The 21023-nt window shown below is 70.9% G+C and carries 15 protein-coding genes and 3 pseudogenes; 8 read left to right on the top strand and 10 right to left on the bottom strand.

What is annotated here, in order from left to right:
* Nucleotides 1–263 precede the first annotated feature (263 nt).
* The 7 genes from Rai3103_RS04285 to Rai3103_RS04265 all read right to left on the bottom strand — a co-directional run bounded on the left by Rai3103_RS04285 (nt 264) and on the right by Rai3103_RS04265 (nt 6128).
* Nucleotides 264–488, bottom strand: coding sequence for a hypothetical protein (locus tag Rai3103_RS04285; protein WP_153571538.1), 225 nt, complete (start codon nt 486–488; stop codon nt 264–266).
* Between the two features lie 95 nt (nt 489–583).
* Nucleotides 584–1432: a PRD domain-containing protein gene (locus Rai3103_RS04280; protein WP_153571537.1), complete on the bottom strand. Its 849-nt coding sequence runs from the start codon at nt 1430–1432 to the stop codon at nt 584–586.
* Between the two features lie 36 nt (nt 1433–1468).
* Nucleotides 1469–2236 carry a family 1 glycosylhydrolase gene (locus tag Rai3103_RS18375; RefSeq protein WP_277873016.1) on the bottom strand — a complete coding sequence of 256 codons (768 nt, stop codon included), beginning with the start codon at nt 2234–2236 and terminating at the stop codon, nt 1469–1471.
* Nucleotides 2191–2898, bottom strand: a complete 708-nt coding sequence (locus Rai3103_RS18370; protein WP_277872997.1) for a glycoside hydrolase family 1 protein — start codon at nt 2896–2898, stop codon at nt 2191–2193. The genes Rai3103_RS18375 and Rai3103_RS18370 overlap by 46 nt, the downstream gene beginning before the upstream one ends.
* 18 nt (nt 2899–2916) lie before the next feature.
* Complete coding sequence (locus Rai3103_RS17450) at nt 2917–3390, bottom strand: PTS sugar transporter subunit IIA (protein ID WP_228489158.1); 474 nt, start codon at nt 3388–3390, stop codon at nt 2917–2919.
* Nucleotides 3387–4799: a PTS transporter subunit EIIC gene (locus Rai3103_RS04270; RefSeq protein WP_228489157.1), complete on the bottom strand. Its 1413-nt coding sequence runs from the start codon at nt 4797–4799 to the stop codon at nt 3387–3389. Before Rai3103_RS04270 ends, Rai3103_RS17450 begins: the two co-directional genes overlap by 4 nt.
* 159 nt (nt 4800–4958) lie before the next feature.
* Nucleotides 4959–6128 (bottom strand): amidase family protein, encoded by a 1170-nt coding sequence (locus Rai3103_RS04265; RefSeq protein ID WP_153571536.1) that lies wholly within the window; start codon nt 6126–6128, stop codon nt 4959–4961.
* A 32-nt stretch (nt 6129–6160) separates the two neighbouring features.
* Between Rai3103_RS04265 and Rai3103_RS04260 the strand changes: the two are divergent.
* The 4 genes and pseudogenes from Rai3103_RS04260 to glgX all read left to right on the top strand — a co-directional run bounded on the left by Rai3103_RS04260 (nt 6161) and on the right by glgX (nt 13699).
* Nucleotides 6161–8046 (top strand): annotated as a pseudogene (locus Rai3103_RS04260) (glycoside hydrolase family 15 protein).
* Nucleotides 8036–10519 (top strand): bifunctional proline dehydrogenase/L-glutamate gamma-semialdehyde dehydrogenase, encoded by a 2484-nt coding sequence (locus Rai3103_RS18365; protein WP_277872996.1) that lies wholly within the window; start codon nt 8036–8038, stop codon nt 10517–10519. Before Rai3103_RS04260 ends, Rai3103_RS18365 begins: the two are co-directional and overlap by 11 nt.
* On the top strand, nt 10435–11481 hold the full coding sequence (locus Rai3103_RS18360) for an aldehyde dehydrogenase family protein (RefSeq protein ID WP_277873015.1): 1047 nt from the start codon (nt 10435–10437) through the stop codon (nt 11479–11481). Before Rai3103_RS18365 ends, Rai3103_RS18360 begins: the two co-directional genes overlap by 85 nt.
* Nucleotides 11482–11497: 16 nt before the next feature.
* Nucleotides 11498–13699, top strand: a complete 2202-nt coding sequence (gene glgX, locus Rai3103_RS04250; RefSeq protein WP_153571535.1) for a glycogen debranching protein GlgX — start codon at nt 11498–11500, stop codon at nt 13697–13699.
* A 10-nt stretch (nt 13700–13709) separates the two neighbouring features.
* On the opposite strand, the gene Rai3103_RS04245 is transcribed toward glgX, so the two are convergent.
* From Rai3103_RS04245 to Rai3103_RS04235, 3 genes are all read right to left on the bottom strand, one after another.
* Nucleotides 13710–15107: a dihydrolipoyl dehydrogenase family protein gene (locus tag Rai3103_RS04245; protein WP_153571534.1), complete on the bottom strand. Its 1398-nt coding sequence runs from the start codon at nt 15105–15107 to the stop codon at nt 13710–13712.
* Between the two features lie 10 nt (nt 15108–15117).
* On the bottom strand, nt 15118–16611 hold the full coding sequence (locus Rai3103_RS04240) for an SDR family oxidoreductase (protein WP_228489156.1): 1494 nt from the start codon (nt 16609–16611) through the stop codon (nt 15118–15120).
* Nucleotides 16612–16698: 87 nt separating this feature from the next.
* The gene (locus Rai3103_RS04235) at nt 16699–16968 is read right to left on the bottom strand and encodes a DUF2249 domain-containing protein (protein ID WP_194793259.1); all 270 of its coding nucleotides are present in this window, start codon (nt 16966–16968) and stop codon (nt 16699–16701) included.
* Nucleotides 16969–17204: 236 nt separating this feature from the next.
* Between Rai3103_RS04235 and Rai3103_RS04230 the strand changes: the two genes are divergently transcribed.
* The 4 genes and pseudogenes from Rai3103_RS04230 to Rai3103_RS04220 all read left to right on the top strand — a co-directional run bounded on the left by Rai3103_RS04230 (nt 17205) and on the right by Rai3103_RS04220 (nt 21011).
* A complete protein-coding gene (locus Rai3103_RS04230) occupies nt 17205–18683 on the top strand; it encodes a DEAD/DEAH box helicase (RefSeq protein ID WP_228489155.1) in 1479 nt (492 codons plus the stop codon).
* 120 nt (nt 18684–18803) lie between these two features.
* A pseudogene (locus tag Rai3103_RS18955) lies at nt 18804–19225 on the top strand (NAD(P)-binding domain-containing protein); the annotation flags it as partial.
* Between the two features lie 15 nt (nt 19226–19240).
* Nucleotides 19241–19666, top strand: a complete 426-nt coding sequence (locus Rai3103_RS17440) for an NAD-binding protein (RefSeq protein WP_239022429.1) — start codon at nt 19241–19243, stop codon at nt 19664–19666.
* A gap of 95 nt (nt 19667–19761) precedes the next feature.
* Nucleotides 19762–21011 (top strand): annotated as a pseudogene (locus Rai3103_RS04220) (IS256 family transposase).
* Nucleotides 21012–21023: the final 12 nt, after the last annotated feature.

Raw genomic sequence — 21023 nt, 5'->3', positions numbered from 1 at the left:
TCGGAGGCCGTGGGCTCCGTGAAACCGTACGCAAGGGTACGGCGGCGCCAGGTCGGAGCTCGGCGCGGCGCTGCGCAGGAGGGGAGCGGTCGTCCCTGGAGCCATGTCTATCTGACCACACGATGCGGACCCGGATCGACCATCGTCCCGGCACCATGGGGGGCTCACCGGTCATTCACAGACATGTGTGCCGCGTCGGCGCGGGCCTTATCACCCCGGACCGGAAGTGTTCAGGGGATGTTCACCCAGTGTTCATGTACGCGTCACTCGGTGCGGCGCAGAGGGAGCTCCCGGCAGGACAGGATGAATGCCCCCACCACTCCGATCAGGGCGCCCACCGACATCAGGACGCTGTTGGCGGCAAGGGCGCCGAGGAGGACCCCGATGAGAGCGATGGTGAGAAAGGCGGAGCCGGCCTGGAGGAGGCCCTGGTGGCTCCCCTCCTGGCTGTCGGTCTCGGCGATGCTCTGGTAGGTCTGCGTGGTCATGGCTGCTACCGCTTCCGATGGGCACGTCGCACTTCAAGCACATACCCGCCCGGCCCGCGGAGCAACAGAGGTTGCAGGATCGTGACGTACGGGTGTCAGCAGGCCGTGGCCGGCTCGCTGGCCAGCCGGGCGACATGCATCGTCAGGTAGAGCACCTCGTTGTCGGTGATCTCGTCACCGAGTCGCAGTTCCAGCACCGCGGTGAGCTTGAGGGCGCACGCGTACGCCTCGGGGTAGGCCTGCTGGATCGCGGCGGCGAGGATCTCGTGGCCTTCGGAGAGCTGCTCGCCCTTCTTCATCCGGATGAAGAAATACCGCAGGTGCGTGATGAAACGGGCCGCACTCACGGTGTCCCGGTCGAACGGGCGACCGTACGCCTGCTCGAGGACGTCGAAGAGCTGCCGGAACAGGCCGGTGATCCGGTAGGTCTCCGACAGGTCGCCGGTGGCGAATCCGGCGTTGACCAGGTGCAGGGCGATGGCGATCGCCTCGTCGTCGGGGATCGGCTCGTCCAGCCGGGCGTTCACGTACGCCACGATGTGCGCCGCCGCGGCGAGCTCCTTGGGGTAGAGGTGGGACACCTCCGAGCGCAGTGGGTAGTCGAGGGCGATCCCGGAGTGCACCCGCTTGATCGCGAAGCTGAGGTGGTCCGCCAGCGCCACCACGACGTGCGAGGGCAGGTCGGTGTCCAGCTCGCGAGCGGCGATGGCCAGCGCCTCGTCCGCGAGCAGCACGTGCTCCGGTGGGATCGCGGCGATCTGGGCGCCCATGTTGTCCGGGTCCCGGCCGTCGTCGGGGACGAACGTCCGGACGATCCGGGCCGTGTCGATGCTGTCGCCGGGGCGGGCCTGGAACCCCAGGCCGCGCCCGGTCAGGATGATCTCCCGACCGGACGCGTCCCGCGACAGCACGACGTTGTTGTTGAACACGCGGAGGATCTCCACGGTGAGGTTCTCCGTCCTGCTGTTCTCGGGGAGGGCTCAGCGCAGCGTCGCGCCGTTGGAGGCGATCAGCTCGCGGTACCAGTCGAAGGACTTCTTCCGGTAGCGGGCCAGGGTCCCGCTGCCGTCGTCGTTGCGGTCGACGTAGATGAAACCGTACCGCTTGCTCAGCTGGGCGGTGGAGGCGCTGACCAGGTCGATGCAGCCCCAGCTGGTGTAACCGAGCAGTTCGACCCCGTCCTCGACCGCCTCCCGGGCGGCGAGCAGGTGGTCGTTGAGGTAGGCGATCCGGTAGTCGTCCTCGACCGTCAGCCGGCCGTCGACCTCGACCAGCTGATCCTTGGCGCCCAGACCGTTCTCCACGATGAAGAGCGGCTTGCGCCAGCGGTCCCAGTAGGCGTTGAGGATGATCCGCAGGCCGGTCGGGTCGATCTGCCAGCCCCACTCGGAGGCCGGCAGGGTCGGGTTCGGCACGCCGCCCATGATGTTGCCCTCGCCGGGGACCTGCTTGGCCGGATCGCTCGTCTCGCAGATGCTCATGTAGTAACTGAACGAGACGAAGTCGACGGTGTTGGTCAGGATCTCGCGGTCCTCATCCGTGATCTCGAGCTCGATGCCCTTCTCCCGGAGCGTACGCAGGAAGTAGCCGGGGTAGGCGCCGCGGCAGTGCACGTCGCCGAAGGCGTAGTTGGCGTGGTCGGCATGCATCACCTTCAGCACGTCGGCCGGGTCCGGGGTGAGCGGGTAGATCGGGATGGCGATCAGCATGCAGCCGATCTTGGCCTGCGGCATGATCTCGTGCGCCAGCTTGGTGACCGACGCCGAGGCGACCAGTTCATGGTGGATCGCCTGGTAGAGGTCCTGCTCGGCGAGCTCCTCCTTGGGGTCCAGATGCCACCGGACAGCAGCGGGGCGTGCAGGATCGAGTTGATCTCGTTGAACGTCAGCCAGTACCGCACCCGCTTGCCGTAGCGCTCGAACAGCACCCGGCAGTAGCGCTCGTAGAACCCGATGAGTTCCCGCGACCGCCAGCCGTCGTACGTCCGGGCCAGGTGCAGCGGGGTCTCGTAGTGGCTGATCGTGACCAGCGGCTCGATGCCGTACTTCTCCAGCTCGTCCAGCACCCGATCGTAGAAGGCCAGGCCCTCCTCGTTCGGGGTCTCCTCGTCGCCGCAGGGGAAGATCCGGCTCCACGCGATGGAGAAGCGGAAGGTGGTGAACCCCATCTCGGCGAAGAGCGCGATGTCCTCGGCGTAGCGGTGGTAGAAGTCGATGCCCTCGAGCTTGAGGTTGTCGGCGGTCGGCTGCTCGGTCGGGGCGCCGACGATGCCGCGAGGCATCACGTCCTGGATCGAGAGGCCCTTGCCGCCCTGGTCGTACGCCCCTTCGAGCTGGTTGGCGGCGGTGGCCCCGCCCCACAGGAAGCCCTGCGGGAACGCTCCGGTTGTCGTCGGCTGAGCGGTGGTCATCTGTTCTCCTTCAGGTGGTCAGGCGTTGACGGGCTGGGGGGCGCCGGCCATGATCAGCAGCGCCGCGTCGCCGGCGGCGAGGCTGCGGCCGGTGACCGCGTCGACCGCGCCGAGCGAGGCGGAGTTGGTCACGATCGTCACCACGGTCGGGTCGAAGCCGGCCTTCTGGACCGCGTCGAGGTCGACCTCGGCGAGCAGGTCGCCCTGCTCGACCCGCTGGCCGCGGGTCACTTTCGGGCTGAAACCCTCGCCCTTCATCTGGACCGTGTCGATGCCGACGTGGACGAGGACCTCGACGCCGTCGTCAGACTTGATCCCGAAGGCGTGCCCGGTCCGGGTCGCGGCGATCACGGTGCCGGCGACCGGCGCGACGATCCGGCCGTTGTCCGGGAGGATGCCCACACCCTGGCCCATGGCACCGGAGGCGAAGACCTTGTCGTTGACCTCCGCCAGCGGCACGGTGGTACCGGCGACCGGGGCGGCGACGATCACGTCACCGTTGGCCGCGAGGGCGGTGCCGCCCGTCTGGGTGACCTCGGCCTCGACGTCCTTCTCCTCACGGGGCCGAAGAAGAGGGTGAGCAGGAAGGCGATGGCCACGGCCAGACCGGAGCCGATCAACTGGAGGGTGAAGTTGCCGACGGCCATGTAGGCGGGCAGACCGAGCAGCGAGGGGAAGACGAAGGCGTTGTTGGCGCTGCCACCGGCCGCGGCGATCGCGCCACCGACGGCACCACCGGCGATGCCGAAGTAGAAGGGGAGCTTGAGCGGGAGGTTCACGCCGTAGATCGCCGGCTCGGTGACGCCGGCGAGCATGCCGGACAGGGCGGCGGGGCCGGCGACCTCACGACGCTTGGCGCTGCGGGTGCGGATGAAGACGGCGAGGGTGGCGGCGGCCTGGGCGAGAACGGCGGCGACCAGGGGCCCGCCGAGCAGCGTGTAGCCGTGGACGGCCAGGTCGTTCATCATGATCGGGACGAAGCCCCAGTGCAGGCCGAAGAGGACGAAGACCTGCCAGAAGCCGCCCATGATCGCGCCGCCGAGCCACGGGGCGAAGTGGAAGATCGCGTTGACGCCACCGGAGATGCCCTCGGCCGCGTACGTGGTCAGCGGGCCGACGGTCAGCAGGATGAGCGGGACCATCACGGCGAGGGTGAGCAGCGGGGTGGTGAAGTTGCGGATCGAGTCCGGCAGGATCCTGCCGAGGAACCGCTCGACGTAGCCCTGCAGCCAGACGGCGATGATGATCGGGATGACCGAGCTGGTGTAGCTCATCATCACAACGGGCAGGCCGAAGAACGTCACCGGAGTGGTGGCGGAGGCCAGGGCGACGATCGCCGGGTAGACCAGCGCGCCGGCGATGGCCATCGCGGTCATGTGGTTGGCGCGGAAGCGCTTCGCGGCCGTGAGGGCCAGGAAGATCGGCAGGAAGTAGAAGATCGCGTCGGCCGACGCGTTGAGGATCGTGTACGTCGTGGACTTCGCGTCCAGCCAGTGCAGGTTGGTGGACAGCGACAGGAAGGCCTTGAACAGACCGGCGCCGGCCAGCGGCCACAGGATGGGCTGGATGATCGCGCTGATCAGCTGGATGAACCGGTTGAGGAGGTTGCCCTTGGGGGCGTCCGCCGGAGCGGCGTCGTCGCCGCCGATCCGGGTGAAGCGGGTGAGCTCCTCGTAGACCTTCGGCACGTTGTTGCCGATGACGATCTGGTACTGACCGCCGGCCTGCATGACGGTGATGACACCGGGCAGCTTCTGGACGGCGGCGGTGTCGGCCTTCCCGGTGTCCTTCAGCGTCAGGCGCAGCCGGGTGGCGCAGTGGGTGCCGGTGGCGATGTTCGCCTCGCCGCCGACCTTGTCGACGATCTGATGTGCCAGATCGGCGTAGTTCACGGTCCCCATCGGGAGTCCTCCTTGACTCTGTCGCGGAAACAAAAAAAGACCTGAAGCGCACATGATGTGCACTTCAGGTCTTGCCTCCGCGGAGTAACAATCCTGGTCAGCGGTAACCCGCTGTGAAGTGAACTCTAGAGGACGCGGAAGTGGAACGCAAGTTGCGGGTCAGGCGACGCCGATCCGCCGTCCCAGCGCCAACAAGTCCCGGTCGCTGCCCGGCGGACCCACCAGCGACAGCCCGCAGGGCAACCCCTCCGCCGTCCGCAGCGGGATCGCCAGGGCGGGCAGTCCCGACAGCCCCGCGATGCAGGTGAGTTCCAGGGTGGCCGTCCGGGCCGGCCCCGCCGCCGGATCCTCCCCGGAGCGCAGCGGCGGGACGGAGGCGGCGCTCGGCACCGCCAGGAGGTCGTCGCCGATGGCGCGGCGGACGGCCCGGGCGATCCGCCGCCGCGCGGCCAGCGCCTCGTCCCGCTGGGTGTCGGTGATCGTCGCGGCCTGCCGGAACCGCTCCGCCACCGCGGCCCCGAGCGCCCCGGGGTGAGCGCTCACCCATGCGCCGTGCTCCGCCCACGCCTCATGCCCCTGGATGGTGACGAAGACCTCCCGCCACTGCCCCAACGGCCAGCCCAGGGGCAGCGTACGGACCTCGAGGGGAATCGGCCCGTGCAGGAACTTACGGGCGGCTTCGGCGACATCGGCGTCCGCGGCGTCGAGCAGGGCGTCGTCGACGAGGACCGCGTCGAAGTGCCGTCCGGCCGCGAGCGGCAGCAGCACCTTGCCGACGGTCTCCAGCAGGTCCGGGCCCGCCGTCAGCCAGCCGACCGTGTCGAAGCTGGGCGCCAGTCCGTGGACGCCCTCGTGGGAGACGGCGCCGTACGTGGTCCGGATGCCCCACAGACCCTGGTAGGCGGCCGGCACCCTGATGGACCCCCCGGTGTCCGTCCCCAGCCCGATGTCGGCCAACCCGAGCGCCACCGCGGCCGCCGATCCGGAGCTCGAGCCGCCCGGGATCCGGTCCGGGCACAGGGCATTCGGTGGTGTGCCGTAATGGGGATTGGTCCCGGCGAGGGAGAAGGCGAACTCGTCGGTCCTGGTGATCCCGACCACCGTGGCGCCCGCGCGCATCAGGTCGTCCACCACCCGCGCGTTGCGATCCTGCAGCGGCGCGCCGGCGAGGAACGTCGGATTGCCCGCACCGATGGGCTGACCGGCCACGGCGAACAGGTCCTTGACCGCCACGCGTGCGCCCCCCAACGGGCCGCTGGACACCTGGGGCATCAGGTCGTCGTCGGCCAGCCGCCAGATGGTCGGGTCGAAGCTGCTGGTGGTGGTCATGCTCGTGACGGTAGGGAAGCCTCGTTCCAGGCATGTGTAGCTGCGGTTACGCCACGGCAACACCGAGCGGCCCCGGATCGGCGCGAATCCTGTCGCGGTGGCGCACACCGGGGCACGATGGGGATATGACGCAGCCACGACTGGAGGACTACGCGCTGCTGGCGGATCGGCGGACCGGCCCGCTGGTATCCCGGGAGGGCAGCGTCGACTGGCTCTGCCTGCCGCGGTTCGACGACGAGGCCGTCTTCGCCTCGTTGCTCGGGGAACCCGGCAACGGCCACTGGCGCATCGCGCCGGCCGACGGCACGGTGCTGGAGCGTTCCTACGTCGAGGAGACGTTCGTGCTGCGGACCAGGTGGCGTACGCCCACCGGTGAGGCGCTCTGCACCGATTTCATGGCCGAGAACGACGAACGCTCCGACCTGATCCGGATGGTGGAGTGCGTCTCGGGCGAGGTCACCGTCGAGATGGACCTGGTGATGCGGTTCGACTACGGGTCGAGCATTCCGTGGGTACGCCGGGTCGACGGACCCAGGGGGGAGAGGCTGGTCGCCATCTCCGGGCCCAGCGCGGTGTGCCTGGACGGGCCGTTGCCGCGGGCGATCAACCACCACCACCGGGGCAGCTTTCCGCTCCGGGCCGGAGAACGGGAGACCTGGACCCTGACCTGGTTCCCCAGCTACCGCCAGATGCCCGAGCCGCTCGACCCCGATGCCCAACGGGAGCGCACCATCGAGTCCTGGCGGGAGTGGGCCAGGACGATCGACCTCGAAGGGTGCCGGCCCGAGGTGCGGCGTTCCCTCCTGGTGCTGCGCGCTCTCACCGACCGCGACACCGGCGGCATCGCCGCGGCCGCCACCACCTCGCTGCCCGAGGACTTCGGTGGGGTCCGCAACTGGGACTACCGCTACTGCTGGCTGCGGGACTCCGCACTGACCATCCAGACGATGATCACCCACGGGGCGGCGCACCACGAGTGGCGGGACTGGCTGCTGCGAGCGATCGCCGGTGACCGCAAGGACCTGCGGATCATGTACGGGCTGGCCGGGGAGCACCTCGGCCCCGAGCTCGAGCTCGACCACCTCTCCGGGTACGCCGGCTCCCGTCCGGTCCGGGTGGGCAACGGTGCCTCGGATCAGTACCAGGCCGACGTGGTCGGCGAGGTGATGATGGCGCTGGCCCGTCTGCGGCATGCGGGGGAAGCCGAGGACAGGTTCTCCTGGAGCCTGCAGCACAACCTGTTGGAGTACGCCGTGGAACACCTCGACCGGCCCGACCAGGGGATCTGGGAGGTGCGGGGCAAGCCGCAGTTCTTCACCCACTCGCGGGTGATGATGTGGGCCGCCTTCGACCGGGGGTCCGGGCCTGCGAGGAGTTCGGGATGCGCGGACCGGTCGACAAATGGCGCCGGCTGCGCGACCAGCTCCGCGAGGAGGTGGAGACGCGCGGCTATCGGGAGGACCTCGGCACCTTCACGCAGCACTACGAGACCACCGATGTCGATGCGGCCCTGCTGGTGCTGCCGCAGTGTGGCTTCATCGCCTGGGATGATCCGCGGATGCTGCGTACGGTCGCCCGGATCGAGAAGGAACTGATGGACGACAACGGCCTGCTCCGCCGCTACCGGACCGAGGCCGGCACCGACGGTCTGCCGGGCAACGAGGGGAGCTTCCTCTTCTGCACCTTCTGGCTGGTCAGTCAGTACGCCCGGACCGGGCGCCTGGACGAGGCGGAGGCCCTGTTCGACAAGCTCGTGTCGTACGCCAGTGACGTCGGCCTGCTCTCCGAGGAGTACGACGCCACTCGTGGCCGGATGGCCGGGAACTACCCGCAGGCGTTCACCCACCTCGGCCTGGTGCAGGCGTCGGACGCCATCCGACGCGCCAAGGGCGGACCGGGCGGCACGGATGAGCGCTGACGACCTGCTGCGGGCCGCCGAACTCGCCGTGCCGACCGCCGAACGCTGGTGGCGCACGGCCCATGGTGGTCGCCACGATCTCGCCTCGACCCTGATGTCGCGGGTGGTCGCGGACCCGGCCGGGATGCGACTCCTGCTGGACTTCGTCGACGGCGTCGTCCGCCCCGAGGACGACCGGACCGCCGCGCACGCCCTGCATCGACTCGCCCACACCGGCCCCGAACTCCCCGGCGTCGTCGTCCCGCCGGCTCGGCGGATGCTGCGCGCCCTGGTCGGGGACCTCGTCGTCGACGCCTCGGACGACCGGCTGGGCGCCGCGCTGGAGCGGCTGTCCCGCCACGGCGCAGACCTGAACGTCAACCTGCTCGGCGAGGCGGTGCTCGGCGATGCCGAGGCGGCCCGACGGCTGGCCGACGTCGAACGGCTTGTGCGCCGCGAGGACGTGACGTACGTGTCCCTCAAGGTCTCCTCGGTCCTCGGGCCGCACAACCCGTGGGGGTTCGACGCCGCCGTCGACCGCGCGGTCGGCCTGCTGGCGCCGCTGTACCGGCTGGCCGCCGGCCGGCCCCGGCCGGTCTTCCTCAACCTCGACATGGAGGAGTACCGCGACCTCCACCTCACCCTCACCGTCTTCCGGCGCCTGCTCGACCTGCCCGGGCTGGAATCCTCGTCCGGGGGAGTGGTGCTGCAGGCCTACCTGCCCGACGCCCTCCCCGCCCTCGAGGAACTGACCGCCTGGGCCGACCACCGAGTACGGGCCGGCGGCGCGCCGATCCGCGTACGTCTCGTCAAGGGCGCCAACCTCGCCCTGGAGACCGTCGACGCCGTCCTGCACGGCTGGGCGCCGGTGACGACCGGCTCCAAGGAGGCGACGGACGCGAACTACCTGCGTCTCCTCGACCGGGCCCTCACCCCGGAGGCCACCCGTGCCGTCCACCTCGGCATCGCCGGGCACAACCTCTTCACTCTGGCCCTGGCCTGGGAGCTGGCCGGGCTGCGGGGTGTCCGCGAAAGCATCCAGGTGGAGATGCTCGCCGGGATGGCCCCCGCCCAGGCCGAGGTGGTCCGGGCGGAGACCGGCTCGCTGCGGCTCTACGTCCCCGTCGTCCACCCGGAGGAGTTCGACACCGCCCTCGCCTACCTGGTGCGACGCCTGGACGAGAACGCCGCCGACGAGCACTACCTCGCCTCCCTCGGCGATCCCGATCCGGAGGCCGGCCTGGCGCGTGAACGGGACCGCTTCCGGGCCGCCGTGCGGCGCTGGCAGAGCGAGGGGCCGGAGGCCGTCGGTCCCCGGCGCCACCCCGGGCCACCGGACGTCGACCACCTGCAGCGCGGCTTCCGCAACGCCCCCGACAGCGACACCGCGTTGCCGGCCACCATTGCCGGGGGCCGCGACATCCTGGCCCGCGTGCCGGAGTCGCGCCTCGGCCTCACCGCCGTCGACCGCGCCCGGATCGAGGACGCGGACCGGCTGGCCGCCCTGGTCGAACGCACCTCCCGCGCCGGGCAGACCTGGCAGGCGCGGACCCCGGGCGAGCGGGCCGCGATCGTCGACCGGATCGGTGACGAACTGGAGGCCCTCCGCGCCGACCTGCTCGAGGTCGCCGCGGCCGAGTGCGGCAAGACGCTGGACCAGTCCGATCCCGAGGTGTCGGAGGCCGTCGACTTCGCCCACTACTACGCGGCCGAGTCGCGCCGGCTGGAGGGACTCGTCGGGGGGACGTTCCGCCCGGTGCGCCTCACCGTGGTGGCTCCACCGTGGAACTTCCCGCTCTCCATCCCGCTGGGTGGGGTCGCCGCCGCCCTCGCCGCTGGGTCGGCGGTCATCCTCAAGCCGGCCACCGCCGCCCGGCGCTGCGGTGCTCTCCTCGCCGAGGCCTGCTGGCGGGCCGGCGTGCCGCACGACGTGCTGCAACTCGTCGTCCCTGCCGACCCGGACATCGGCCGGGCGCTGATCACCCATCCGGCGGTGGAGCGGGTCGTGCTGACCGGCTCGGCCGACACCGCCGCGATGTTCCGGCGCTGGCGCCCCGACCTCGGGCTGCTCGCCGAGACCTCGGGCAAGAACGCCATCGTCGTCACCCCGTCGGCCGACCGTGACCTGGCCGTCCACGACATCGTCGCCTCGGCCTTCGGCCACGCGGGCCAGAAGTGCTCCGCCGCCTCCCTGCTCATCCTCGTCGGGGCCGCGGCCCGCTCCACCCGGTTGCGCGACCAGTTGATCGACGCCACCCGCTCGCTCACCGTCGGCCCGCCGACCGATCCCGCCACGCGGATGGGACCCCTCACCACCCCTCCCGGCGAGAAGCTCCTGCGCGGCCTGACGACGCTGGGGAGGGCGAGCACTGGATCCTCCAGCCCCGTCGCCTCGACGACGAGGGCCGGCTGTGGACCCCGGGCATCCGGGCCGGCGTACGCCCCGGCAGCGAGTTCCACCGGGTGGAGTACTTCGGGCCGGTGCTCGGCGTGATGACTGCCCCCGACCTCGCCACCGCCGTCGCGCTGCAGAACGGCACCGACTACGGCCTCACCGCCGGCCTGCACTCCCTCGATCCGGACGAGGTGCGCTACTGGGTCGAGCACGTCCGGGCGGGCAACCTCTACGTCAACCGGGGCATCACTGGCGCCATTGTGCGGCGCCAGCCGTTCGGTGGCTGGAAACGTTCCTCGGTCGGCACCGGCACGAAGGCCGGCGGCCCGAACTACCTCTACGGCTTCGGCGACGTGGTCCCGGCACCGGTCACCGAACTGGTCGCCGAACCCACCGCGCCGCTGCTGCGTCGGGTGCTCGAGGTCGGTCGGACCGTGCTGTCCTCGGAGGACGCCGTACGCCTCGAGGTGGCGGTCGGGCTCGACCAGCGGGCACTGGACGAGGAGTTCGGCCATGGTCACGACCCGGCCGCGCTCGGCGTCGAGCGCAACATCCTCCGGTACCGGCCCGCCCCGGTGCTCATCCGGCTCGGGCAGGGCCGGCCCTGGCTGGAGCTGCTGCGTGAGCTGTCGGCCGCGCTGGCCGTCCCCGGCGGCCGTCACCGCCTCTCCGCGGCGTTGCCACCACCGGCGGCGCTGGCCACCTTCCTGGCGGAGGTCGAGATCGGGTGGGTGGTCGAGACGGACCACGCCTTCCTCGCCCGGGTCGCGGCGCCTCCGGCCGCCGACGACCCCGCACGGTTCGACCGCCGGATCCGGCTGCTCGGCGGGGACCCGACGGCCCTCGCGACAGCTCTGGCCGGGTCAGACAGCGGCTCCCTCGACACGGCGGTGTACGCGGGGCCGGTGGTGGACGCCGGGCGGGTGGCCATCCTGCCGTACGTCCGCGAACAGGTCGTCTCGGTCACCGCGCACCGCTACGGGCATCCCAGTGACCTGCCGGACGCCGCGGGTCTGGCGGTGACAGACTGGGCGGAAGGCCGCACGTCCCCCGACTTGTGACAGGCGGTGAGCCGCGATGCTCGTCCACCCCTCCTACTTCATCGCCCCCGGAGACCGGACCCCGCTCGGCGCGACCTTCGACGGCTTCGGCACCAACTTCGCGATCTTCTCCGAGGTCGCCGAGGCGATCGACCTGTGCCTCTTCGACCCGGACGGGGCCGAGACGAAGATCCGGATGACGGAGGTCGACGGCTTCGTCTGGCACATCCGTCTGGCCGGGCTCGGTCCGGGGACCCGCTACGGCTATCGCGTCCACGGCCCCTGGGACCCGGCGCACGGACTGTGGTGCAATCCGGCGAAGCTGCTCGCCGACCCGTACGCCCTGATGTTCGACGGTGCGATCGTCGACCATCCGGCCCTGCTGGCGTACGACCCGGATCGGCCGGACTTCCCCGATCTGCGGGACTCGGCCCCGTACACGTTGCACGGGATCGTCGTCTCCGGTGCGTTCGACTGGCGCGACGACTCGCCGCCGCGGACGCCGTACGAGGAGTCGCTCGTCTACGAGACCCACGTCAAGGGCCTGACGATGCGGCACCCGGGGATGCGCCCGGCCCTGCGCGGCACCTACCTCGGCGTCGCCCATCCCGCGACGGTGTCCCACCTGAAGCGGATCGGGGTGACCGCCGTCGAACTGCTGCCCGTCCACCAGTCGGTGACCGAGGCGTCGGTGTCCCGGCGGGGGCTGACCAACTACTGGGGCTACAACACCTTCGGCTTCTTCGCCCCGAACCGGGCGTACGGCGCGTCGGCGACCCCGGAGGGCGTGGTCGGCGAGTTCAAGACGATGGTCCGTGCGCTGCACGAGGACGGCATCGAGGTGATCCTCGACGTGGTGTTCAACCACACCGCCGAGGGCGGCTCCGACGGGCCCACGTACTCCCTGCGGGGGATCGACAATCCCGCCTACTACCGCTTGGACCCGGTGAACCCGCGGCAGTACGTCGACACCACCGGGGTGGGGAACTCGCTCAACTCCCACCACCCGATGTCGTTGCGCCTGGTGATGGACTCGCTGCGCTACTGGGTCAGCGAGATGCATGTCGACGGGTTCCGCTTCGATCTGGCGCCGACCTTGGCGCGGGAGGAGGGTGCCGTCGACCGGCTGTCCGCCTTCTTCGGGCTGGTCGCCCAGGACCCGGTGCTCGGGCAGGTGAAGCTCATCGCCGAGCCCTGGGACGTCGGTCCGGCCGGCTACCAGGTCGGCGCTTTCCCCCCGCAGTGGTCGGAGTGGAACGGTCAGTACCGCGATGTGGTCCGGGATTTCTGGCGCGGCCGGCCCGCCGAGGTCGACGACTTCGTCTCCCGGATCAGCGGGTCGCGCGACATCTACGCCCGCAGTGGCCGCGAACCGGTCGCCTCGATCAACTTCGTCACCGCCCACGACGGCTTCACCCTGCGCGACGTCGTCTCGTACGAGAGCAAGCACAACGAGGCCAACGGCCAGCAGAACCGCGACGGCACCGACGACAACCGCTCCGCGAACTACGGCGTGGAGGGCGAGACGGACGACCCGGCCGTCCTCGCCGTCCGGGAACGGCAGCAGCGCAACCTCCTCGCCACCCTGTTGTGCTCCCAGGGGATCCCGATGCTGCTCGGCGGCGATGAACGGGGCCGCAGCCAGCGTGGCAACAACAACGCCTTCTGCCAGGACAGCGAGCTGACCTGGCAGGAGTGGGAGCGGCAGGACGCGGAGGCGGAGGACCTGGAGGCGTTCACCGCAACGTGCGCGACGCTGCGACGGGAGCACCCCGTCTTCCGGCGCCGCTACTACGAACGGGAGCGCTCCAGCCTGCCGACCGGCCCAGGACAGCCCCCCGGCGACGTGGTCTTCCTCCGGATCGACGGTGCGGAGATGACCGAGGCCGACCGGGACACGTCCTTCGTCCGCAGCTTCGGGCTGTTCCTCAATGGGCGGGGGCTCAACTGGCTCGACACCTGGGGCCGGCCCTCGTCGGACGATTCGTTCCTGCTGTGGTTCAACGCCTGGGACCAGGCGGTCCTCGTCACCATGCCCGGTACGGACCTGGGGACGGCATGGACCGGCGTGCTGGACACGACCCACCCGCGCGGGGAGTCGGGCGTGTCGTTCGCGGCCCGCGACACCTTCAAACTGCCCGGCCGCTCCATGCTCGTGCTGCGCTGCACCGACTTCGACACCCTGCCGCGCCTCTCGGACGAGGTGGGACGGGTCAGCCCGGTGGAGGTCGAGCGGTAGGCGTCCGCGCTCAGTGCTCCAACAGCCGCAGCCACACCTCGCTCGCCGTCGGGTAGCTCGGCACGGCGCGGCGCAGGGTGTCGAGGTCCAGGCCGCCGGTGATCGCGACGGTGGCCGCATGGAGCAGGTCCGCGACGTCGGGACCGACGAAGGTGGCGCCCAGCAGCACATCGGTCTGCGCGTCGACGACCAGCCGTGCCCGGCCGGCGGCGTCGTCGCGCAGCAGACCCACCCCGGCGGCCGCCGCGTAGTCGGCGTCGAGCAACCGGACCGCGTGGCCCGCCGTCGCGGCCTGCGCGGAGCTGAGCCCGACCGACGCGACCTGGGGCGCGCTGAACACGACCTGCGGGATCGGCGCTGCCGGCTCCTCCGGCGGCGTACGTCCCTCGGCGAGCGCGGCGATCCGTCGCCCGACGAGGCGGCCCTGGTGCTTGCCCCAGTGGGTGAGCATCGCCTCGCCGTTGATGTCGCCGACGGTGAACAACCAGGGCGGCAGGGCGCCTCCGTGCGTACGCCCCTTGAGCTCGCCGGCCGCCAGGCCGAGGGAGGCCAGGCCGATGTCGTCGGTGTTCGGCCGGCGCCCCGCGGCGACCAGCACCTCGTCGACCTCGAGGTCGTCGGAATCGTCGTCGAGGGTCAGCGTGACCGGGCCACCATGGATCCTGCCGACGGCAGGGGCGTGATCGGCCCCCTCGCGTTCGGCCCGGGTGACCGAGGTGTCGAGGCGTACGGTCACCCCTGCCGCCCGCAGCCCGTCGAGGACGTCCTCCCCGACGAAATCCTCGAACTTCGTCAGCAGGCGTTCGCCGCGGACCAGCAGGGTGACGGCCGACCCCAACGCGGTCATCCACCGGGCCGCCTCGCACGCGGCGACCCCGCCACCGACGACGGCCAGCCGCCGCGGCACCTCGGCCACGGCCGTGACGTCCCGGGTGGTCCAGGGGCGTACCGACGCGAAGGCGTCCGGGATGGTCGGCACGCTGCCGGTCGCGAGCACCACGGCGGTCCGCGCCTCGAACCTGCGGGCCGCCCCGGACTCGTCCACCACCTCGACGGCCCGTTCCCCGGCCAGCCGCCCGGTTCCGCGGATCACGGTGATCCCGGCGCCCTCGGCCCAGCGCAGCTGGCCGGCGTCCTCGTACTGCGAGACCCAGGCGTCCCGGCGGGTCAGCAGGGCGGCCCGGTCCAGGGCCGGGACCGACAGCGGGGAGAGATTGGCGGCGGTCTCCGCCACGTCGAGGGGGCGCAGCAGCGCCTTGCTGGGGATGCATGCCCAGTAGGAGCACTCACCGCCGAGGAGCTCCGCCTCGACGATCGCGGCCGTGCGGGAACTACCGCGGATGGCGTAGTCCGCCGCGTTCTCCCCGGCGGCGCCACCGCCGAGGACGATGACGTCGTACGTGGTCATGGGGCCAACCCTAGGGCCGATGCTCGGCCGCGGCGGCGATGTTGCGCTGCATCCCGCCGAAGACGATGCCGTGGAAGGGTGTGACCGCCCACCAGTAGAGCAGCCCCGGCAAGCCCCGCGGCAGGTAGAGCGCCCGCTGCCGGAAGATCGTCCGGCCGGCCTCGTCCTCCTCGGCCAGCAGCTCGAGCCACGCCAGGCCAGGCAGCCGCATCTCGGCGCGCAGCCGCAGCAGGTGGCCCTCCTCGACGGCCTCCACCCGCCACCAGTCGAGTTCGTCGCCGACGCGCAGCCGGGAGCTGTGGCGCCGGCCCCGCCGCAGCCCCGGGCCGCCGAAGACGCGGTCCAGCACTCCGCGCGCCACCCAGCCCAGCCGCCAGGAGTACCAGCCGTTGCTCCCGCCGATGCCCTCCAGGACGCTCCACAGCTCCTCCCGGCTCGCGGTGACGACCGAGGCCCGCTCGTCCACCCGCAGGCGTCCGCCGGCCCAGTCCGGGTCCTCGGGAAGCGGGTCGCTGGGTGCCGTCGGGCCGAGGGCGGAGGAGAAGGTCGTGGTGACGTCCTTGTCGGCGATCCGGCGCAGGGCGAGGCGTACGGCGGCCTCGAAGTCGAGCAGCCCCTCGGGGGGATCGGGGACGTACGCCCTGATGTCGTTCTCCCGGCAGACCACCTCATGGATCAGTGACCCGACCAGGGGCTTGGCCAGACCGGCGGGGACCGGGGTGACGATGCCGACCCAGTGACTCGCCAACCAGGGCGTCAGCACCGGGAGGGGAACGATGATCCGCCGGGGCAGCCCGGCGACCCGCGCGTAGCCCTGCATCATGTCGGCGTACGTCAACACCTGCGGGCCACCGATGTCGAACGTACGGTTCACCTCCGGGGGCATCGAGGCGGAGCCGACCAAGTAGCGCAGCACGTCGCGGATCGCGATCGGCTGGATCCGATTGGTCACCCACTTCGGGGTCACCATGACGGGCAGGCGCTCGGTCAGGTGGCGCATCATCTCGAACGAGGCGCTGCCCGACCCGAGGATCACCGCCGCCTGCAGCACCGTGGTGGGGACTCCGGAGGCCAGCAGGATCTCGCCGACCTCGCGCCGTGAGGCGAGGTGTGGGGAGAGGTCCTCCACATCCGGGTGCAGGCCGCCGAGATAGACGATCCGCCCTACGCCGGCCTCGCGGGCGGCGCGGCCGAAGAGCAGAGCCGTCCGCCGGTCGGTGCTCTCGAACCGCGGGCCGGAGCCGAGGGCGTGGATGAGGTAGTAGGCGACGTCGACGCCGCGCATCGCGGCGGTCAGGTCGTCGGGGGAGCCGGCATCCGCCCGGACGATCTCGACCTGCTCGGCCCAGGCGCGGCCGCGCAGGTTCTCCGGATGACGGGCGATCGCGCGGACCCGGAAACCGGCCCCCAGGAGTTCCGGCACGAGCCGGCCGCCGATGTAGCCCGTCGCGCCGGTGACCAGGGCGAGGGGAGCGGGTGTCCCGACCCTGTGAGTCTCAGGCATGGGAACAGCATCGCACCCCGGTGCAGACATCCGCGAGATGTCGTCGCCGGGGTGCGATGGAGTGGAGAGGAAGGCCGAGGGGCCGGGTCAGCGGCGGGTGAAGCGCACCGTCCACTGCTCGGGGCCCTCGGTGATGTACGTACGGGCGAACTGCCCCGGAGCCACGTCCTCGAGCTGGGCCATCATCGGCAGCGGGTTGTGCGGGGCGACGACGTCCAGTTCGCCGCCGAGGGGCAGCTGGGTGATGGCGCCGATGACCGCGCCGTGACGGACGGCGTGGGGGATGTCGAGCACGTTGATCGACGGGACGGTGGTCTCGTTGTGCTCGCCGCAGCGGCACCCGGTCGAGTTGGACATGGATTCCTCCGATCTGTTTTTACACACTCTAACCATGTTTATTGGTGGAGTGGTAGCCGACCGCACCGCGGTCCGGCAGTTGGCGTTCGGGCGACCCACCGGGTAGGTTCGAGGGAGTCGGCCCGCCGAGTCTTGCCTCGGGCCGCTGGGCGCCCGGGAACCCTCCCGACGATGCGCCGTGTCTGTCCCTGTGGGCGATGCGATCCCCCGGCAAGACACTTTCGAAGGAATCCTCCTTGACTTCAGCTTTCGTGCGCCTCGGTGTGCCCGCGTCCCTCTCGGACGTCCTCGCCGAGCGCGACATCACCGCGCCCACCCCGATCCAGGCGGCCACGCTGCCGGACTCGCTGGCCGGTCGCGACGTCCTCGGCCGGGGCCGCACCGGCTCCGGGAAGACGTACGCCTTCCTGCTGCCGACCGTGGCCCGACTCATCGCCACCCCGCGCAAGGTTCGTCCCAAGCGCCCGCGCGCCCTCGTGCTGGCCCCCACCCGTGAACTCGCCACCCAGATCGAGGAGGCGCTCAAGCCCCTCGAGGCCGCTGTCGGCCTGTCCAGCCGGACCGTCTTCGGCGGCGTCGGACAGGGCCCGCAGGTGCAGGCGCTGGCCCGCGGTGTCGACGTGCTCGTCGCCTGCCCCGGCCGGCTCCTCGACCTGATGGGCCAGGGCGCCGTCTCCCTTGACGAGGTGGAGGTCACGGTCCTCGACGAGGCCGATCACATGGCCGACATGGGCTTCCTGCCGATGGTCCGCAAGATCCTCGACCGTACGCCCACGACCGGCCAGCGGCTGCTCTTCTCCGCGACGCTCGACAACGGCATCGACGTGCTGGTGAAGCGCTACCTGCATGACCCGGTCACCCACGAGGCCGATTCGCCGCAGTCACCGGTGTCGACGATGGAGCACTTCGTGCTGCGCGTCGACAAGGACAGCCGTGGTCGTGTCCTGGCCGATCTGGCGTCCGCCCCCGGTCGTACGATCCTCTTCACCCGCACCAAGCACGGGGCCAAGAAGCTGGCCAAGCAGCTGGTCGACCGGGGCATCCCGGCCGTCGACCTGCATGGCAACCTGTCGCAGAACGCGCGTACGCGGAACCTGGCGGCGTTCGAGTCCGGCACCGTCGAAACGCTGGTGGCGACCGACATCGCCGCCCGCGGCATCCACGTCGACGACGTGGCCCTGGTCGTGCACGCCGACCCGCCGGTCGAGCACAAGGCCTACCTGCACCGCTCCGGCCGTACCGCTCGGGCCGGCCAGTCCGGCACGGTGGTCACGCTCGTGACGCCGGACCAGCGCCAGGAGGTCCGCCAGATGATGCGCAAGGCGGGGATCACACCCGCGGTGGCGGAGCCCGAGCGCTCCGTCCTCGAGACGCTCGCCCCGGGTGAGCGCGTAGTGCTCAGCCTCGACGAGGCCCGCGCACTCGTCGCCCCGCCGCAGGCCCAGGTGACGCCCCAGCGCAACGGGAGCCGTTCCGGCGGTGGCCGTGGCCAGGAGTCCTCGGGCTCCGCGTCCCGTGGCGGGTCGCGTGGGGGTCGGTCCCGTGGCGGCCGAGGCCGTGGCGAGCGGTCCGAGGGTGGGCACGCCGCCTCCCCGCAGGCCTCGCAGCGTCAGCCCAGCCAGCCCGGGCAGCGCCAGCCCGGCCAGCAGGGCCAGGGACAGGGCCAGGGCCGGCGGCGTCATCGTCACGCCGAGCGCCCGTCCACCACAGCCTGACGTCCGTCCCAGCCTGACTCCTCGATCCGCCCACCGTCACGGCGCCACCTCGGCGCGTACGGTGGGCGGAGTCGGTGCAGGCCACCGTGGCTCGCCGACGAGACGTCGGGAGGTCAGTTGATGAGCGGATTCGGCAAGGTCGTCATCCTCGGCACAGGGATCATGGGCAGAGCGCTCGCCGAGCGTCTGATCGGCCAGGGCCTCGAGGTCACCGTCTGGAACCGTACGGCCGAGCGTGCCCAGCCGCTGGCTGAGTTGGGTGCCACGGTCGCCGACACCCCAGCGGCGGCGGTGGCCGGAGCCGATGTCGTGTTGTTGACCCTCTTCGATGCCGAGGCCGTGGAGTCGGTCATGGGTGAGGCCGCCGAGGCGGCCCCGCGGGCGCCACCTGGGTGCAGATGTCCACCATCGGGGTCGACGGGACCCGGCGGGTCGCCTCAGTCGCGGCCCAGCACGACCTCGCGCTCGTCGAGGCGATTATGCTGGGAACAGCCGGGCCGGCCGAGCAAGGGACGCTCGTCCTGCTCACGGCCGGCGACCCCGACCGCCTCGCAGCCGTGGACCCGTTGCTCGACGTGGTCAGCAAGAAGCGCCTCACGGTGGGCACCTCCGTTGGTGACGGCACCCGCCTCAAACTCGTCTGCAACACCTGGATCGGTCTTGTCACCGCGGGCACCGGACAGGCCCTCGCCATGATGCGCAGCCTCGGCCTGGACGAGAAGCTCTTCCTCGAGGCGATCGCTGGCGGCCAGACCGACAGCGTCTACGCCCACCTCAAGGGCGACCTCATGCTCGCCGACACCTACCAGCCGGCCAGTTTCCAGGTCCGCGGCCTGCTCAAGGACCTCGAACTGGCGCAGAGCGCCACCGGTGACGCCGGCGCCTTCCCCATCCTCGACGCCGTGCGAGCCCTCTACGCGAAGGCCGATGAGCAGGGCGGGGCTGAGGAGGACATCGCCGCGGTCTACCGCGTCTTCGGCTGATCAGCGGAGACTGTCAGATTAACGGTGTGTAGGGGACCGGTCTGATCCGAGAGGAGATGGCCGTGTCGGACACGACCGGAGCAACACCGGAGGTGATGATCGATCCCGTGACCGGGGAGATCATCGATCAGAAGGGCCTGGCCGAGCTGCTGCTCGCCCAGGCCAAGGAGCAGGGCATCAGCCTGGTCGGGCCAGGAGGCCTCCTGTCCGGGCTGACGAAGCAGGTGCTGGAGACGGCTCTGGAGGCTGAACTGACCGAGCATCTCGGCCACGAACACGGACAGACCCCGCTCGGGGCCAACGTGCGTAACGGGACCCGGTCGAAGACCGTGTTGACCGAGATCGGCCCGGTCCAAATCGAGGTTCCCCGCGACCGCGACGGCTCCTTCGAGCCGGTGATCGTCCCCAAGCGGAAGCGACGCCTGGACGGGATCGACCAGATCGTGTTGTCGCTGTCCGCGCGGGGGCTGACGACCGGGGAGATCGCGGCGCATTTCGAGGAGGTCTACGGCGCCAGGGTCTCCAAGGACACGATCTCCAGGATCAGCGAGAAGGTCGCGGGCGAACTGGCCGAGTGGTCGTCGCGCCCGCTCGATCCGCTCTACCCGGTGATCTTCGTCGATGCGATCGTGGTCAAGGTCCGCGACGGACAGGTCCGCAACACCCCGTTCTATGTCGTCATGGGCGTCACCGTGTCCGGGGAACGCGAGATCTTGGGGATCTGGGCCGGTGACGGGGCCGAGGGCGCCAGGTTCTGGCTCCAGGTCTTCTCGGAGCTGAAGAACCGCGGCATCCAGGATGTGCTCATCGCGGTCTGTGACGGGTTGAAGGGCCTACCGGAGGCGATCACCACGGCCTGGGAGCACACGGTCGTCCAGCAGTGCATCGTGCACCTGATCCGCAACAGCTTCCGCTACGCCGGCCGCCAGCACCGCGACGGGATCGTGAAGGCCCTCAAGCCCGTTTACACCGCCCGTCGGAGCAGGCCGCGAAGGACCGCTTCGCCGACTTCGCGGCCGAGTGGGGTGACCGGTACCCGGCGATCATCAAGCTGTGGGAGAGCGCGTGGGCCGAGTTCGTGCCCTTCCTGGAGTACGACGTGGAGATCCGGCGGGTGATCTGCACGACGAATGCGATCGAGTCGATCAACGCCCGCTACCGGCGGGCGGTCCGCGCCAGGGGCCACTTCCCCAACGAGGCGGCCGCCCTGAAGTGTCTGTATCTCGTCACCCGATCACTTGACCCCACCGGCGGAGGAAAGGCACGCTGGGTAATCAGGTGGAAGCCCGCGCTGAACGCGTTCGCGATCACCTTCGCAGGCCGGTTCGAGAGAACCACTCACTGAAAACGCCCGGCC

The organism is Raineyella fluvialis (assembly GCF_009646095.1).
Classification (GTDB): domain Bacteria; phylum Actinomycetota; class Actinomycetes; order Propionibacteriales; family Propionibacteriaceae; genus Raineyella; species Raineyella fluvialis.
The sequence above is the reverse complement of the archived record's forward strand: the minus strand, read 5'-3'. Positions and strand labels throughout refer to the sequence as shown.